Here is a 15,743-nt window from a genome sequence, read left to right as displayed (position 1 = left end):
ATCTGCCGCGTACGACTGGACGTTGTGTCCGGTCCCTGGTCTGCTCCGGTCATGTCGATGACGTTGGCGGAGGTGCTGCGGCTCGACGCCCTGGCCCGCGCCCGGCCCGAGGTCATCGTCGGTGCCGACCTGCTGGAGCGGGACGTGCGCTGGGTGCACACCAGCGAGCTCGCCGAGGCCGCCTTCCTGCTCAAGGGCGGGGAGCTGCTGCTGACCACCGGGCTCGGCCTGGGCGGACGGGGCGCGGTGGGGGAGACCGCCTACGTCGCGGCGCTGGCCGAGCGGGGGGCCGCGGCGCTGGCGCTCGAGCTGGGCTGGACGTTCCCCGCCGCGCCCCCCGCGCTGGTCGCGGCGTGCCGGGAGCACGGCCTGCCGCTGCTGGTGCTGCGGGAGGTCGTGCCCTTCGTCGAGATCACCGAGCAGGTGCAGTCGGCCATCCTCGAGAGCTCGCTGGGTGCGCAGCGGCGGGACCGCGAGGTGCGCGAGGTGCTCACCGACGCCCTGCTCGACGGCGCCGGCCCGGCGGAGCTGACCACCCTGCTCTCCTCCCTGGTCCGCGCGCCGGTGACCGTGACGACCGCCGACGGGGCGCTGGTCGTGTCCGCGGGTCTGGAGTCCCCCGGGGCCCGGCGCCGGGGGCGGCCGGTGGTCCGCCGGGACATCGTCCTGCTGGAGCGGCACTGGGGGCAGGTGGCCGTGCTGCCGCCGGCCCGCGCTCAGGATCCCGCGGTGATCGCCGTCTGCAGCTTCGGCGCCGAGGCGCTCGGGCTGGCCCTGCTGCGCTCGGCCGCCGGCGACGACCTCGGGCAGCGGCGCGCCCAACTGCTCACCGACCTCGCCGAGCGGAGCTGGCGGTCCCCCGGGGAGCTGGTTGCCCGGGCCCGGGTGTTGGGCCTCCCCTTCACCCCCGAGGGTCGCTACGTCGCCCTGGTGGTGACCGGGCTCGGCGCGAGCGACCTGGACGCGGTCGTCCGCGCGGTCAGCGGGGCGCTGCCTGCCGGGACGGCTCTCGTGGCCGACGTGGGGGACGACGTGGTCGCCGTCGTCCGGACCTCGGGTGCGCTGACGGCCGCTCGTGCGGCGCTGGCCGCCGTTGACCGGGTGCCCGCGAGCGGTCGCCGGGACGATGCCCGGGTCTCGGCCGGGCCGGTGGTCGGCAGGCTGGAGGACGCCGACCGCTCACTGTCCGCGGCGCGGCGGGCGCTGGACCTCGCCCCTGCCGGGGATCGGGTGGTGCTGGCCGGGCAGATGACGGCGCAGCTGCTGCTCAGCGGGCTGACCGCGGAACCGCTGGCCGAGCAGTTGGTCCGCGGTGAGATCGGCCGGCTGGTCGAGTACGACGCCGCGCACGGCACGGACCTGGTGCACACGCTGCGGGTGTACCTGGGCAACTCGTCGTCGAAGGTGCAGACGTCGGCAGCGCTACGACTGCGCCGGCAGACGGTGCACGGCCGGATCGCCCGCATCGAGGAGCTCATCGGGGACGTGCATGCGCCGTCCCGGCACGTGTCACTGGTGGTCGCCCTCGCCCTGCACGCGCTGCCCCGCTGACGCGCCCCGTGACCCAGCCCGTAGCGGAGCTCAGCGTGGTGTTCCAGCCGGTGGTCGAACTCGGCGTGACCCGGGTGAGCGGCGTGGCGGCGCTGGTCCGGTGGGCCACCCCGGGCGCGGCGCCGTCCCGCCGGACGAGTTCATCCCCCTCGCCGAGCAGTACGGCCTCATCACCGCGCTCGGTCCGAGACCCCCGCCATCTGTACAGCGTGGCGGCATCAGCGGGTGACGCCCAGTCCGCGGGGGGAAGGCTCCGGCCCGTGCACGAGCTTGCCAAGCGGACGCCTCCGACCTACCGTTTGTACATGTCCGATGTACATCGGGAGGCGTCGTGAGCGAGTCGGGTGACCAGGACCTGCGCTCTGTCAGCGTCGCGGAAGCGCGCGCTCGCTTCAGCGAGCTGCTCGACGCCGCCGAGGCGGGGGAGACGGTGGTGATCACGCGGCGCGGTGAGCCGGTGGCCGAGCTCCGGGGGCGTCCCAGGTCTCCCCGGACGGGTGCGCGCGACCTCAGCTGGCTGGCCGAGGAGGCTGCCAAGATCACCTACAGTCCAGCAGACTCCGGGGAACTGGTCCGCGGGATGCGCGACGAGCGCTACTGATGCTCTACCTCGACACCAGCGTGCTCATCGCGCTCGTCACGGCAGAGCCGCGCAGCGTCGCGCTGCGCGGTTGGGCAGCAGCCGCGGACGACGTCTTCGTGACGTCGGACTGGGCGCTGACCGAGGTGGCGTCCGGCCTGTCGATCAAGCAGCGCACCGGTGCGCTGACCGAGGGTGATCGGGTGGTCGTCGATCGGGCGCTGTCGCGGTTCCTGGCCGAGAACGTCGAGGTCGTCGGAGTGCACCGCGGCGACTTCCGCACCGCCGCCCGGCTGTCGGCCCGGCCCACGCCCCCGCTGCGCGCCGCGGACGCCCTCCACCTCGCCGTGGCTGCCCGGCACGGTGCCGTGCTGCACACGCTGGACGACCAGCAGGCAGCCGGGGCGCAGGCGCACGACATCGACGCGGTGGTCCCGGTGCCGCGGACCTGACGGCCAGGGGGTCGACGACGTGCGACCGGGGCGGGTGCGACGGACGGGACGGTCGGCGGTGACCCTGGTCTCGGACGGTCCCGCCTGACACGACCCGGCAACGAACTCATGGGACCGTGGGGTACGTGTCTGACGCGACCCCCGGCGCCCCGCTCCGCGATCCGGAACCGGCGCCCGCTCCCCGAGACACCGACCGACCCCGCAGCGCCGAGCACGCGCGCCTGGCCGAGTCCGCCGACATGTCCGCCCCGTGGCGGATGTGGGGCCCGTACCTGGCCGGTCGGCAGTGGGGGACCGTCCGCGAGGACTACTCCGCCGACAGCGACGCCTGGTCCTCCTTCCCGTTCGACCACACCGTGGCCCGCGCCTACCGCTGGGGCGAGGACGGCCTCGGTGGCCTTTGCGACCGCTACGGGTTCCTCAACTTCTCCGTCGCCATGTGGAACGGCAAGGACCCGGTCCTCAAGGAACGCCTCTTCGGGCTGACCAACGCTGAGGGCAACCACGGCGAGGACGCCAAGGAGTACTGGTGGGCCGTCGACGGCACGCCCACCCACTCCTGGATGCAGTGGCTCTACCGCTACCCGCAGGCCGAGTTCCCCTACGCCGAGCTGCGCGCGGAGAACGCCCGGCGCACCCGCGACGAGCGGGAGTACGAGCTCGCCGACACCGGCGTCCTGGACGAGGACCGGTTCTTCGACGTCCAGGTCACCTACGCCAAGAACGCCCCGGACGACGTCTGCATCGTCGTCACCGCCACCAACCACGGCCCGCAGGCCGCCCCGCTGCACCTGCTGCCGCAGGTCTGGTTCCGCAACACCTGGTCGTGGGGCGGCGACAAGCGCCAGGGCGTGCTCACCCAGCTGCTCGCCCCCAGCCTCGCCGTCAACGGCCTGGAGGCGGTCGAGGCCGAGCACGGCTTCCTCGGCCGCTACGTCCTCGCCGCCGAGGGCGCGCCGAACGTGCTGTTCTGCGACAACGAGACCAATGCCGTCGAGCTCTTCGGCGCCGCCCGCAACGCCACGAAGTACACCAAGGACGGCATCAACCGCTGCGTCGTCCACGGCGACCGCGACGCGGTCAATCCTGCCGACACCGGCACCAAGGCCGCCTTCTGGTACCAGTGGGACGCCGTCCAGCCCGGCGAGACGGTCAGCGTCAAGCTGCGCCTGCGCCAGCCCGACCCGGACGACGACACCTTCGGCCCCGGGTTCGACGCCGTCCTCGATGCCCGCAAGCACGAGGCCGACGAGTTCTACGCCGACGTCATCCACCCGAGCCTGTCCGCCGACGACCGGCACGTCGCCCGCCGCGCCTACGCCGGCCTGCTGTGGACCAAGCAGCTCTACCGCTACGACGTCGCCCAGTGGCTCGACGGCGACCCGGAGGCGCCGGCCCCGGACGCGCGCAAGAAGCGCGGGGGGCGCAACGTCGGCTGGCGGCACCTCGCGCTGGCCGACGTCATCTCCATGCCGGACGAGTGGGAGTACCCGTGGTTCGCCGCGTGGGACACCGCCTTCCACTGCCTGCCGCTGGCGCACGTCGACCCGGACTTCGCCAAGGAGCAGCTGCTGCTCATGTGCCGCGAGTGGGCGATGCACCCCAACGGCCAGCTGCCGGCCTACGAGTGGGCGTTCGGCGACGTCAACCCGCCGGTGCACGCCTGGGCCGCCTGGCACGTCTACCGGATCGACGGCTACCGCGACCAGCAGTTCCTCGTCCGGGTGTTCACCAAGCTGCTGCTGAACTTCAGCTGGTGGGTCAACCGCAAGGACGCCGACGGCTCGAACGTCTTCGAGGGCGGCTTCCTCGGGATGGACAACATCGCGCTGTTCGACCGGTCCGCGCCGCTGCCACCGGGCTACAAGCTGGAGCAGTCCGACGCCACCAGCTGGATGGCGTTCTACTGCCAGCAGATGCTGAAGATCGCCCTCGAGCTGTCGCGCACCGACCAGGCGTGGGACGGCGTCGCGACGAAGTTCTTCGAGCACTTCCTCGCGATCGCGCAGGCGATGAACGCGTTCGGCTCGCACGAGGTGTCGCTGTGGCACGAGGAGGACGGCTTCTTCCACGACGTCCTCATCGCCCCCGACGGGACGACGGAGCCGCTGCGGGTGCGCTCGATGGTGGGGTTGCTGCCGATCCTGGGCACGACCGAGATCCCGGCCTGGGTGAGCCAGTTGCCGGACGTCGCCGACCGGGTGCGGTGGCTGCAGAAGCGGCGGCCGGAGCTGATGCGCCCGCTGCGCAGCCGGTCGACGCCGGACGGGCGCAAGATGCTGCTCTCGCTGGTCGGCAAGGAGCGGCTGACGCGGATCCTCGAGCGGATGTTCGACACCGAGGAGTTCCTCTCCCCGTTCGGCATCCGGTCGCTGTCGAAGTCGACCGGGCAGGTGTTCGCCAACGTCGGCGGGCGGGACGTGTCGATCGAGTACGAGCCGGGGGAGAGCCGCACCAAGCTGTTCGGCGGCAACTCCAACTGGCGCGGGCCGGTGTGGTTCCCGGTGAACGTGCTGTTGGCCGACAAGCTGCGCACGCTGGGCCGGCACTACGGCGACTCGTTCACCATCGAGATCCCGACCGGCTCGGGCACCCGGTGCACGCTGATCGAGGCCGCGGACCTGATCGACAACTCGCTGACCCGGCTGTTCCGCCCGGTCGACGGCAAGCGCCCCGCCGACGGCAAGCGCATCGAGTCCAGCGACTCACCGCTGTGGCGGGAGCACCCGACCTTCAGCGAGTTCTTCGACGGCGACACCGGCGAGGGCCTGGGCGCCACCCACCAGACCGGCTGGACGGCGCTGGTCGCGCACCTGCTCAACCCCCGCCTCCCCGCCGACCCCCGCTGGGCCTGACCCCTCCTTCTTTCGCTCTTTCGCCAAAGTGGCCACTTTGGCGAGAGGAGGGGTTCTGGCCGGCCGCGGCGGGGCCTGATCGGGCGCGGATAGGGTCGCCGCCGTGACCACTGAGGAGGCCGACCTCGAGCCGAGCATCAACTTCTACACGCGGAAGTGGGTGCGGCCCGAGGACCTGAACGCACACGGGACGCTCTTCGGCGGCAGTCTGCTGCGCTGGATCGACGACGAGGCCGTCGTCTACGCGGCCATCCAGCTCGGCACCGCCAAGGTGGTCACCAAGTACATCTCCGAGATCGACTTCGTCGGCTCCGCGCGGCTCGGCGACATCATCGAGATCGGGCTGGTCGCCACCGAGTTCGGCCGCACGTCCCTCACCATGCGGGCCGAGGCGCGGAACATCGTGACGGGGGCGAGCATCCTCACCATCGACAAGGTCGTCTTCGTCGCGGTCGACGAGGACGGCCGGCCGTTCGCCCACGGCTACACCTCGCTCACCCGCGGCCGGGAGCGTATCCGCCGCTGACCCCGGCCGGGGATGTGGTGAGCGGCGCCTGACGCCGGCCCGGTCTTCGCCGAAGTGGCCACTTCGGCGAGAAGCAGTTGTCGCCTGGGCGCGGCTGGTCAGCCCATGCTGATGAGGCGGGCGGTCTTCAGGGCGGCCTCGCCCCACTGCTCGGTGGACTCCGGGGTGAGCCGGCTGGCCGGGGCGGCGATCGCCAACGCGGCCCGCGGGGTGCCCGCCCCCTCGGGGATCGCCACCCCGACCGCCCCGATGTCGACGTCGGTCTCGGTGTGCGCCACGGCGTAGCCGGTCTGCCGCACGCCGGCGAGGATCGACTCCAGCTCCGCCGGCGAGGGGTTCCGGTCGTCGGGCTGCCCGGGTGCGGCGTCCTCCGGGTACAGGGCGCGCAGCTGTTCCGGGGTCATGGCGGCGAGGATCGCCAGCCCCGCCGAGGTGCTGTGCGCGGGGAGCGTGAGACCCACCCGGCCGCCGACGCGCAGCGCCTTGGTCGTCTCGAACGCCTCGACGAACCGGACGTTGCGACCCTCCTGCATGACGAGGACGACGGTCTCGTCGACCTCGTCGCGCAGTGCCTCCATGAACGGGCGGGCCCGGACCCGGATGTTCAGCCCGTTGACTGCGGCCAGGCCGAGCGAGAGCAGGACCTCGCCGGCCCGGTAGGTGCGGCGGGCGGCATCGCGCTGCAGGAACCCGTAGTGCTCGAGCATGGCCATCAACCGGTGCGCCGTCGACCGGGCCACGCCCAGCTCCGCGGCGCACTCGGAGACCCGCAGCTGCGTGCGCTCCTGCAGCATCAGCAGGAGGCGGAGGGCGTTGCCCACCGACTCGATCGGATACGCCGGCTGTCCCGGCTCCGTGCTCGTCATCGCGCTGCCCTTCTTGACCCTGGCACGCCTCCTATGCCATGTTGTGGATAGCAGGACGTTGTTCTGCTGTCAAGAATTTGCGCCGACGACCCTGATCACCCCGGCACTGGAGCGGACCCCCGCGACCACGGGGCGCATTGCCGACACCTGGGGAGACACCACCGCATGAGCCGCCTGGAGAACGTCACCGTCCTCATCACCGGTGGGGGCAAGGGCATCGGCCGAGCCGGCGCTGTCGCCATGGCGGCGGAGGGTGCCGACGTCGCCGTCCTCGACCTGGACATCGACTCGGCCCGCGAGGTCGTCGCGGAGATCGAGGCGGCCGGTGGCCGCGCGCGTGCCTGGCAGGCCGACATCACCTCACCCGAGCAGGTCGAGGCCGTGGTTGCCGGGACCGTCGAGTGGAGCGGCCAGGTCGACGTCCTGGTCCACTCGGCGGGGATCGTCGCGCCCGCGATGCTCAAGGACATGACGCTCGAGTCGTTCGAGCGGGTCGTGTCGGTCAACCTCAGCGGCACGTTCGTGTGCCTCAAGGCCGTCCTCCCGCACTGGATCGCGCGCAAGCGCGGCAAGTTCATCGCCCTCACCTCACCGGCGGCGCTGCGCGGCCAGATGGGCGGTGGCAACTACGCCGCGGCCAAGGCCGGCGTCGTCGCGCTCGTGAAGACGGCCGCCTCGGAGCTCGCGCGCTACAACGTCACCGCCAACGCGCTGCTGCCCATCGCCGCCACCGAGATGTCGGCGAAGGTTCGGGAGGACCCGAAGCTGGAGGAGAAGTTCCTCAGCCTCATCCCGCTGCGCCGGTGGGCGACGGCCGAGGACATCGCACCGAGCCTGGTGTACCTGGCCTCCTCCGACTCGGACTACATGACCGGCAGCATCCTGTCCATCGACGGTGGCCGCACGATCTGACCGCCCGAGGCACCGAGGAAGGCGCCACCGACATGTCCCACCCGTGGACCGTCTCCGAGCAGCTGCGCTGGGTGGCCGCCCGGCGGGCGAACGCCACCGCGATCGTCGACGCCGCCGGGCAGCAGTCCTTCGGTGAGTTCTGGCGCCGGGTGCAGGCCCTCGCCGGGCACCTCGCGCCGCTGGCCGGCGGGCGGGTCGGGCTGTACCTCGCCAACCGGCGGGAGTGGGCCGAGGCCTTCTTCGCCTGCCAGCTGGCCGGGATCTCCGTCGTGCCGATCAACGACCGGTACCAGGAGCGCGAGCTGCGGCACCTGGTCGAGGACGCCGGCATCGCCCTGGTCCTCTCCGACGCGCAGGCCCACCGCGGGGACACCCTCGCGGGCCTGCGCGGCGACGTCGGCACGCTGCTGGTCGGCGAGCCGTACGAGCGGGCGCTGTCCGCCGCCGGCCCCGCCCGGCCGCAGGTCAACGACGAGTCGGCCGTGCTGTACACCTCGGGCACCACCGCGCTGGCCAAGGGCGTGCGGCTGACGCAGGCCAACCAGGCCCTCGGCACCTTCCTGGGGCCGGCGACCCTGCTGTCCATGACGTCGGCCGACACCGTGCTGATCGCCACCCCGCTGGGGCACCGGGTCGGTCAGGTGCGGCTGCTCGGCGGCCTGCTGACCGGGGCGCGGACCGTCCTCAGCTCCGACGCCCGGCCCGCCACCCTCGTCGACGCCGTGGCGCGGCACGGGGTCACCGTCACCGGCATGGTGCCCACGATCGCCCGTGACCTGGCGTTCTCCGGCACCGACCCGGGGGAGCGGCTGGCCAGCCTGCGGGTGCTGAGCGTGACCGGGGAGGCGATGACGGCCGAGCTGCGGCAGCGGGTCGCGGCGATGCTGCCCGGGACCGAGCTGTGGACCTTCTTCGCCTCCACCGAGACCGGCCTGGCCGCCGCCCTGCCACCGGAGGAGTTCACCGCACGCCCGCTGTCGTCGGGGCGGGCGCTGCCCGGCGTCGAGCTCGCCGTCTCCGACCCGGAGCGCGGGACGACCAGCTCGACCGGCTCCGGCGAGATCCTGGTGCGGTCCGGCGCACCGGGCTCCTACGCCGTGGGCGGCGGGTACGTGGGCGCGGCGGCCGCGTCGCCGTTCACCGACGAGGCCGGCTGGTTCCACACCGGCGACGTCGGCACGGTCGACGAGGACGGCTGGCTGGCGATCACCGGACGCAGCAAGGACATGATCCTGTCCGGCGGGTTCAACATCGCCGCCCAGGAGGTCGAGGACGTCCTCCGCGAGCACCCGGAGGTGCGGGACGTCGCCGTGACCGCGGAGCCCGACGAGCGGTTCGGGGAGCGGGTGGTGGCCTGGGTCGTGCCCAGCCCCGAGGGTGCCGGGCCGACGGCCGAGGAGCTACGGGCGTTCGCCGGCAGCCGGATGGCGGCGTTCAAGCGCCCGCGGGTGGTCCGGTTCGTCGACGCCCTGCCCCGCACCGCGACCGGAAAGATCGCCAAGTGGCAGCTGACCGTGCCGGGAGCCAGCTCGTGAGCCCGGCGGGGATGCGGGTCGCCGTGCCCCCGGGACACCAGGAGTTCCGACGGCGGCTGCAGGCCTGGCTGGCGGAGAACCTGCTCCCCGGTGGCCTGCCCGACGCGGACACCGAGGAGGGCTTCCGCGCCCACCAGAGGTGGGAGCGGAGACTGCACGAAGCGGGCTACGCCGGGATCTCCTGGCCGCCGGAGCACGGCGGTGCCGGCGGTGACCTGCTGCACGAGGCGATCTTCGCCGAGGAGTACGAGCGGGCCCGCGGTCCGGTGCGGATCACCCGCCCCTCGCTGCGGTTCCTCGGCCCGACACTGATGCGGTTCGGAACACCTGAGCAGCAGGCCCGGTGGCTGCCCCGGATGCTGCGGGCCGAGGACATCTGGTCGCAGGGCTTCTCGGAGCCGGAGGCCGGCAGCGACCTGGCCGGCGTCCGGACCCGCGCCGAGCTGCGCGAGGGCCGGTACGTCGTCGACGGGCAGAAGACCTGGACCACCTACGGCCGCTTCGCCGACTGGATGTTCACCCTGGTCCGCACCGGTGCGGCCGGCGCTCGGCACCGCGGGCTGACCTGCCTGGCGATCGACCTGCGGAGCCCCGGGGTGGAGGTGCGCCCGGTCCGCCAGGCGCACGGGCGGACCGGCTTCGCCGAGGTGTTCTTCACCGGCGTCGACGTGCCGGCCGACCAGCGCATCGGTGCCCACGACGACGGCTGGACCGTCGCCATGACGCTGCTGTCCTTCGAGCGGGGCCCCGACACCGGCGGACCGGTGCGCACCGAGCAGCGCCTCACCGCGCTCGCCGGGCAGGTCGTGCGGGAGCTCCCCGGCGACCAGGTCGCCGCGGTCTCCGGTGAGCTCGGCGCGGCCGCGGCCCGCCTGCACGCCTACCGCGCGCACACCCACCGCCGGGTCGCCGAGCAGTGGGAGGGCGCACCGGCCGGCGTCGAGTCCAGCCTGGTGAAGCTCTACTCGTCGGAGTTGGACGTGGACCTGGTCGAGCTCGGGGTCGACCTCTTCGGTGACCGCCGGCTGGCCGAGGGCACCCCGGAGTACCTGGACTTCTGGCACTCGCGCGCCGGCCGGGTCTACGGCGGCACCGCCGAGATACAGCGCAACGTCGTGGCGGACCGGATCCTCGGGCTGCCCCGGTGACGGCGGGGGAGATGCGGCTGTTCCGGCCCACCGCCGACCAGCGCGAGCTGACGTCGGCTGCGGCAGCCGTCTTCGCGGCCGCGGCCCGGGCCGCGACCGATGCGGGAGAGGGCTCGGCCTGGCGGCTGCTCGCCGAGTCCGGGTTCCTGGGCGCGGGCGTCCCCGAGGAGCAGGGCGGGCTCGGCCTGCTGCCCTCGGACCTCGCGCTGCTCAGCGAGGAGGCAGGTCGAGCGCTGGTGCCCGGCCCGGTGGTCGAGACGCTCTGGCTGGCCGCCCCCGCGTTGGCTGCCCTGGGCGCTGCGGGCGCGGACGCGCTCGGGCCGCTGCTGACCGGGGAGAGCTGGTGCTCGGCCGTCGACGAGGACCTGCGCGGCCCCGACCTGGACCGCGCCGTCGCCGTCGTCGTACCCGGTGCGGCCGGGGACCACGTCGTGCCGGCGGACGCGCTGGCCGGCTGCACCCCCGTGCCGACCGCCGACCGGCTGGAGCGGTCGTTCCAGGCGGCGTCCGTCGATCGCGACGCCGGGGGGTCGTTGCCTCACCTCGCCGGCGTGGGCGCGGTACCGCTGGGCCGGCTCGGGGGAGCGGCGTACCTGGTGGGCATCACCGGTCGGCTGCTCGAGCTCACCGTCGCCCACGCCACCGACCGCACCCAGTTCGGCGTCCCGATCGGCAGCTTCCAGGCCGTCCGGCACCGGCTGGCCGACGTGCACGTCGAGCTCGAGTTCGCCCGGAGCGCGGTGTGGAGCGCCGCCGGCGAGGTCGAGGAGGGCACCCCGTCGGCCGCCACCGGCGTCCTGTGCGCGGCGGTCACGGCGCGGCGCGCCTTCGCGCTCGCCGACCGGCACTGCCTGCAGGTGCACGGTGGCATCGGCTTCACCTGGGAGCACCCGCTGCACCTGCTGCTGAAGCGGGGCGCCACTCTCGCGGCCCGCTTCGGTACCCGCCGGTCGCTGGAGGCGCGGCTCGGCGACCAGCTCCTGGCCACCGTTGCCGGCCTGCCGCCGGAGGCGCCGCCCCGGCCCGCCATCTGACCTGTGCGACCCGCGCCGCAGCGGCGGCGCAGGGTCGGGATCGGGTCAGGGGCCGAACTGGGTGGGGTCGGTCATGACCTCCACCAGCGTCGGGTGGTCGGCGGAACGGGAGCGCTCGAGGCACTCCCGGAGGTCGGCGAGAGTGTCCACCCGCTGGCCGGGCACGCCGAACGCGGTGCTGATGCCGGCGATGTCCGGGCCGGCGATGTCGACCCCCGGGTACTGCTGCTGCTCTACCGCGACCCCGCCGAAGCGGCGCAGCGCGGCCCCGACGGCGGCGTAGCTCTGGTTGTTCATGACCACGTAGGTCACCGGCAGGCGGCTGCGGGCCGCCGACCACAGGGCCGGTAGGCCGAACTGGAAGACGCCGTCGCCGAGCACCGCGGCGACCTGGCGGTCGGGCATGCCCATGGCGATGCCCAGCGCGGCCCCCATGCCCCAGCCGAGGGAGCCCGACGTCGAGACGAAGTAGTCGTCGCCGGTGTGCTGGTGCGCCCGCTGCTGCAGGATGCCGCCGGCGGTCGTCGCGTCGCCGACCAGGGCAGCGCCGCGCAGCGACTCGGTGACCACCTCGACGACGTCGGCCGGGTGCAGCGGCCCGCCGGGCGCGGACCGCGGGCGTCGCTCCACCGGTGCAGCCGCCGGCACCTCCCGGGGTGCGGAGACCGGGACGGCCGCTGCGAGCGCCTGGAGGACCAGCCGCTGATCGCCGACCAGACCGGCCGTCACCCCGTAGATCATCCCGATGTGCCGGGCGTCCGTGTGGCTGTGCACTAGCGGCACGCCCGCCGGCAGCGGCGGGACCGTGGCCGGCTCGAACTCGTTGAACACCCGGGCGCCCAGGAACACCAGCAGGTCGGCCTGCTGCACGAGCGGGTGGCCGATCTCGTACTGGCCGCGGAAGTGCGGATGGTCGGTCGGGAAGCCGGGCCGTTCGAAGCCGCGTCGGTCCTCGTGGACGACGGGGGCACCCAGCTGCTCGGCCAGCCGCACCAGGTCCTCGACCGCGCCCACCCGGGCCAGCTCGCTGCCCGCCACCAGCAGCGGCCGCTCGGCTGCCGCGATCAGCTCCGCGGCCCGCTGCACGGCGTCCGGAGCAGGTGCCGTGCGGGAGTCGAACCGGAAGTCGGCCACCGCCGGCGCGCTGACCTCGGTGTCGCTCTCCAGCAGGTCCTGGGCGAGTGCCACCCACACCGGGCCGGCCGGCTCGGTCACCGCCGTCCGGAAGGCCCGGTTGACGTCCTCCGGGATCGCCTCGGTGGTGAGGGACTGCCAGTCGGACTTCACGTACTGGTGGACGAGGTCGCGCATCCGCCGGCCGGTGGTGAAGCCCTCCCGGGCCTGGATGGAGCTGGCCTTCACGCCGTTGAGCACGACGACCGGCGAGTAGGCCAGCTGGGCCGCGTACAGGTGGCTGAGCCCGTTGGTGAGCCCCACGTTGGCGTGCAGGTACGCCACGCTGGGCTCGCGGGTCACCCGGGCCAGCCCGTCGGCCATCGAGACGGCGACGCCCTCGTGCGTGGTGAGCACCAGCTCGACGTCCGTGCGGGTGACCAGCGCGTCGAGGACGGCGGCCTCCGTGCTCCCGGGGCAGGTGAACAGCTTGTCCGCCCCCCAGTCGCGGATCACGTCGAGCAGCGCCTCGGCGGCGGGTCGGGACATGCGGGCTCCTCAGCGGGTGGGGGTGGAGCGAGGCTCAGTGGTGAGCCGTGACCAGCTCCATGAGGTGCCGGCGCAGGTGGCCGAAGGTCTCGCTGGAGCGGGTCTCCAGCTGGCTGCGCGGACGCTCCAGGGGCACCTCGACGATCTCCTCGACGGCGCTCGGCGCGCCGCTCAGGACGACGACCCGGTCGGCCAGGTAGACCGCCTCGTCGATGTCGTGGGTGACCAGCACGACGGTGATGCCGAGCTGGGCGCGTACCTCGAGGATGAGGTCCTCCAGGTCGAACCGGGTCTGGGCGTCGACCGAGGCGAACGGCTCGTCCATCAGCAGCATGTCCGGCTGGTGGGCCAGCGCGCGGGCGATCGCCACCCGCTGCTGCATGCCACCGGAGAGCTGCCACGGGTAGCTCTTGCCGACGTCGCCCAGGCCCACGGCGTGCAGCACCTCGGCGATGCGCGCCTCGCGCTCGTCCCGGGCCACCCCGGCGACCTTGAGCGGCACCGCGACGTTCCGGTTGACCGTGAGCCAGGGGAACAGCGAGCGGCTGTAGTCCTGGAAGACGACGCTGAGCCGGTCGGGCACCGACTGCAGGGGCGTGCCCTCGAACCGGACCTCGCCGGAGGTCGGCTGCAGCAGGCCGCTGAGACAGCGCAGCAGGGTGGTCTTGCCGGCGCCGCTGGGGCCGACGACGCAGACGAACTCGCCCTTGGCGACGTCGAACGTGACGTCCTCGATGGCCAGCTTCTCGTCGGGCTTGCCCACGTTGTAGGCCTTGCGGAGCTGGCGGACCGACAGCACCGGCTCGTCCCGGGTGACGGGCTCGACGGGGTCGCGGGTGGGGTGGGACAACGGGGTCAACCCTTCTGCTCGACGGCGCGGGCGCCGATGTACCAGGCCAGGACGACGCGCTCGACGGCGATGAACAGGAAGGTCAGGGCGCTCCCGACGATGGCCAGGACGATGATCCCGGTCCACATCGTGGTGATGGCGAACCGCTGCTGCGCCTCGAGGATGAAGAAGCCGATGCCCTCGGTGGAGGCGATGAGCTCGCTGACCACCATCATGATCACGGCGATCTGCAGGCTGTGCCGCAGCCCGGCCATGATCTGCGGCATGGCGCCAGGGAGCACCACGGTGCGCACCGTGGTGAACGGCGGCATGTGCAGGACCTTGGCGGTGTCCAGCTTGACCGGGTCGATGCCGCGCATGCCGTCGAGGGTGTTGAGCATCGTCGGCCAGATCGCCGCGAGCACGACGATGGTGATCTTCATCGTCGAGCCGATGCCCATGATCGCCACGATGGCGGGCAGCAGGGCCGCGGTCGGGATCACGTAGACGAAGTAGAGGACCGGGCTGACCGCGTGCCCGACCCGGTGGAACTTCCACAGCAGCGCCCCGATGCCGACGCCCAGCAGGCCGGCGAGCGTGTAGCCGGCCGCGAAGTGCCGGAGGCTGGAGTACAGGTCGCTGCGCGCCTCCCCGACGATCCAGGTGTCCCACAGGCTCTGGACGATGTTGCGCAGCGGCGGGAAGAACGTCGACGTGCTGTCCGCCGACAGCACCCACCACAGCACGAGGAGCAGGGCGAAGAACCACAGCCGCCAGATGCTCGCCAGCCGCTTCAGGGAGTTGCGGGAGCGCCTCGCCGAACGGGCGGTGAACTGTTGCGAGGGGGTGGTGCCGGCCGCCGCGACGGGGTCGGCCGTCGAGGGCACGTCGGCGGAGTCGGTCACGCCCGCCCGGGAGCGGGTGGGGGCGTCGGGGCCCGGGGGTGTGGTCATGTCAGGCCGCCTTCGACGCCGCGTTGCGCTGGCTCTCGTGCCAGTGCAGGAGGCGCTGCTCGAGGTAGGCGAACGCCCCGGTCACCAGGACACCGGCCACGCCGGTGAGGAGGATGAACGCGTACGTCGCCGGGAGCCGGGAGGGACCGGCGTTCACGGACGTGAGGATGCTGAGCCCCAGGCCCTCCGCGCCGCCGATGAGCTCCGCGATGATGGTCAGGATCAGGCCGACCGCGGCCGCGACGCGCAGGCCGGTCGCGATGAACGGGGCGGCGCTGGGCAGCGTCACGGTGGTGAACTTCCGCCACCCGCGCACCCGGAGGACGGCGGCCGTGTCGCGCACCACGGGGTCCACCGCACGGACGCCGTAGAGGGTCTGGATCGCCAGCGGCCAGAACACCCCGAAGGCGACCAGGAAGACCTTCATCTCCAGGGTGGCGCCCCAGACGACGATCGCCAGGGGCAGGATCGCGATCACCGGGACGGTCTTGAGGAACTCGATGACCGGGATGACGCTCAGGTAGGCGAAGCGGTTCAGGCCCAGCAGCGTGCCGACGACGATGGCCAGCGAGCAGCCGATCAGCAGGCCCAGGCCCCAGCCGCGGATGGTCTCCCAGACGGCCAGCCAGAGGTCGGACTCGGTCAGCTGGCGGCCGAGCTCGGCCATCGTGGCGGTCATGCTGGGGAACGAGGAGGCGTCGAGCGTCCCTGTGACGCTCAGGGCCTGCCAGCCCGCGAGCACCAGTGCGACCACCGCGACCCGGGCGAGCGCGCGGAACCAACCGGTGTCGACGACGTTCACGTCGGTCCTCCGGGGACGTCCGGGAACCCGTGCGGGAG

Annotated in this window: 14 protein-coding genes; 9 read left to right on the top strand and 5 right to left on the bottom strand. The window is 73.1% G+C overall.

Annotated elements, in window-relative coordinates:
- Window positions 1-51: 51 nt before the first annotated feature.
- The 5 genes from ACI79U_RS11790 to ACI79U_RS11770 all read left to right on the top strand — a co-directional run bounded on the left by ACI79U_RS11790 (window position 52) and on the right by ACI79U_RS11770 (window position 5,964).
- Window positions 52-1,551 carry a PucR family transcriptional regulator ligand-binding domain-containing protein gene (locus tag ACI79U_RS11790; RefSeq protein ID WP_457068005.1) on the top strand — a complete coding sequence of 500 codons (1,500 nt, stop codon included), beginning with the start codon at window positions 52-54 and terminating at the stop codon, window positions 1,549-1,551.
- Between the two features lie 331 nt (window positions 1,552-1,882).
- Window positions 1,883-2,152 (top strand): type II toxin-antitoxin system Phd/YefM family antitoxin, encoded by a 270-nt coding sequence (locus ACI79U_RS11785; RefSeq protein WP_457068007.1) that lies wholly within the window; start codon window positions 1,883-1,885, stop codon window positions 2,150-2,152.
- Window positions 2,152-2,583, top strand: a complete 432-nt coding sequence (locus tag ACI79U_RS11780; RefSeq protein ID WP_457068009.1) for a type II toxin-antitoxin system VapC family toxin — start codon at window positions 2,152-2,154, stop codon at window positions 2,581-2,583. The genes ACI79U_RS11785 and ACI79U_RS11780 overlap by 1 nt, the downstream gene beginning before the upstream one ends.
- A 125-nt stretch (window positions 2,584-2,708) precedes the next feature.
- Window positions 2,709-5,438 carry an MGH1-like glycoside hydrolase domain-containing protein gene (locus ACI79U_RS11775; protein ID WP_457068010.1) on the top strand — a complete coding sequence of 910 codons (2,730 nt, stop codon included), beginning with the start codon at window positions 2,709-2,711 and terminating at the stop codon, window positions 5,436-5,438.
- Window positions 5,439-5,541: 103 nt separating this feature from the next.
- The gene (locus ACI79U_RS11770) at window positions 5,542-5,964 is read left to right on the top strand and encodes an acyl-CoA thioesterase (protein ID WP_457068011.1); all 423 of its coding nucleotides are present in this window, start codon (window positions 5,542-5,544) and stop codon (window positions 5,962-5,964) included.
- A 98-nt stretch (window positions 5,965-6,062) separates the two neighbouring features.
- On the opposite strand, the gene ACI79U_RS11765 is transcribed toward ACI79U_RS11770, so the two are convergent.
- The gene (locus ACI79U_RS11765) at window positions 6,063-6,830 is read right to left on the bottom strand and encodes an IclR family transcriptional regulator (protein WP_457068013.1); all 768 of its coding nucleotides are present in this window, start codon (window positions 6,828-6,830) and stop codon (window positions 6,063-6,065) included.
- Between the two features lie 165 nt (window positions 6,831-6,995).
- On the opposite strand from ACI79U_RS11765, the gene ACI79U_RS11760 reads away from it, so the two are divergent.
- From ACI79U_RS11760 to ACI79U_RS11745, 4 genes are read left to right on the top strand one after another with little or no spacing between them, the layout of a single operon-like run.
- The gene (locus ACI79U_RS11760) at window positions 6,996-7,742 is read left to right on the top strand and encodes an SDR family NAD(P)-dependent oxidoreductase (protein WP_457068014.1); all 747 of its coding nucleotides are present in this window, start codon (window positions 6,996-6,998) and stop codon (window positions 7,740-7,742) included.
- Window positions 7,743-7,774: 32 nt separating this feature from the next.
- Window positions 7,775-9,277: a class I adenylate-forming enzyme family protein gene (locus tag ACI79U_RS11755; RefSeq protein ID WP_457068016.1), complete on the top strand. Its 1,503-nt coding sequence runs from the start codon at window positions 7,775-7,777 to the stop codon at window positions 9,275-9,277.
- The gene (locus ACI79U_RS11750; RefSeq protein WP_457068018.1) at window positions 9,244-10,425 is read left to right on the top strand and encodes an acyl-CoA dehydrogenase family protein; all 1,182 of its coding nucleotides are present in this window, start codon (window positions 9,244-9,246) and stop codon (window positions 10,423-10,425) included. The genes ACI79U_RS11755 and ACI79U_RS11750 overlap by 34 nt, the downstream gene beginning before the upstream one ends.
- Window positions 10,422-11,459 (top strand): acyl-CoA dehydrogenase family protein, encoded by a 1,038-nt coding sequence (locus ACI79U_RS11745; RefSeq protein ID WP_457068021.1) that lies wholly within the window; start codon window positions 10,422-10,424, stop codon window positions 11,457-11,459. The genes ACI79U_RS11750 and ACI79U_RS11745 overlap by 4 nt, the downstream gene beginning before the upstream one ends.
- Before the next feature lie 45 nt (window positions 11,460-11,504).
- Here ACI79U_RS11745 and ACI79U_RS11740 read toward each other — a convergent pair whose 3' ends face one another.
- From ACI79U_RS11740 to ACI79U_RS11725, 4 genes are read right to left on the bottom strand one after another with little or no spacing between them, the layout of a single operon-like run.
- Window positions 11,505-13,121, bottom strand: a complete 1,617-nt coding sequence (locus ACI79U_RS11740) for a thiamine pyrophosphate-binding protein (RefSeq protein ID WP_457068024.1) — start codon at window positions 13,119-13,121, stop codon at window positions 11,505-11,507.
- Between the two features lie 34 nt (window positions 13,122-13,155).
- Window positions 13,156-13,980 carry an ABC transporter ATP-binding protein gene (locus ACI79U_RS11735; protein ID WP_457072797.1) on the bottom strand — a complete coding sequence of 275 codons (825 nt, stop codon included), beginning with the start codon at window positions 13,978-13,980 and terminating at the stop codon, window positions 13,156-13,158.
- Window positions 13,977-14,903: an ABC transporter permease gene (locus ACI79U_RS11730; protein ID WP_457068028.1), complete on the bottom strand. Its 927-nt coding sequence runs from the start codon at window positions 14,901-14,903 to the stop codon at window positions 13,977-13,979. Before ACI79U_RS11730 ends, ACI79U_RS11735 begins: the two co-directional genes overlap by 4 nt.
- 1 nt (window position 14,904) lies before the next feature.
- The gene (locus ACI79U_RS11725) at window positions 14,905-15,705 is read right to left on the bottom strand and encodes an ABC transporter permease (protein ID WP_457068030.1); all 801 of its coding nucleotides are present in this window, start codon (window positions 15,703-15,705) and stop codon (window positions 14,905-14,907) included.
- Window positions 15,706-15,743 lie beyond the last annotated feature (38 nt).

This window comes from Modestobacter sp. SYSU DS0904 (assembly GCF_054051115.1).
This window is presented reverse-complemented; position numbering and strand designations above follow the sequence as displayed.

Coding starts and splice junctions, on each gene's coding strand:
- ACI79U_RS11790 (WP_457068005.1), top strand. CDS start 52: ATGTCGATGACGTTGGCGGAGGTGCTGCGGCTCGACGCCCTGGCCCGC.
- ACI79U_RS11780 (WP_457068009.1), top strand. CDS start 2,152: ATGCTCTACCTCGACACCAGCGTGCTCATCGCGCTCGTCACGGCAGAG.
- ACI79U_RS11765 (WP_457068013.1), bottom strand. CDS start 6,830: ATGACGAGCACGGAGCCGGGACAGCCGGCGTATCCGATCGAGTCGGTG.
- ACI79U_RS11760 (WP_457068014.1), top strand. CDS start 6,996: ATGAGCCGCCTGGAGAACGTCACCGTCCTCATCACCGGTGGGGGCAAG.
- ACI79U_RS11755 (WP_457068016.1), top strand. CDS start 7,775: ATGTCCCACCCGTGGACCGTCTCCGAGCAGCTGCGCTGGGTGGCCGCC.
- ACI79U_RS11740 (WP_457068024.1), bottom strand. CDS start 13,121: ATGTCCCGACCCGCCGCCGAGGCGCTGCTCGACGTGATCCGCGACTGG.
- ACI79U_RS11730 (WP_457068028.1), bottom strand. CDS start 14,903: ATGACCACACCCCCGGGCCCCGACGCCCCCACCCGCTCCCGGGCGGGC.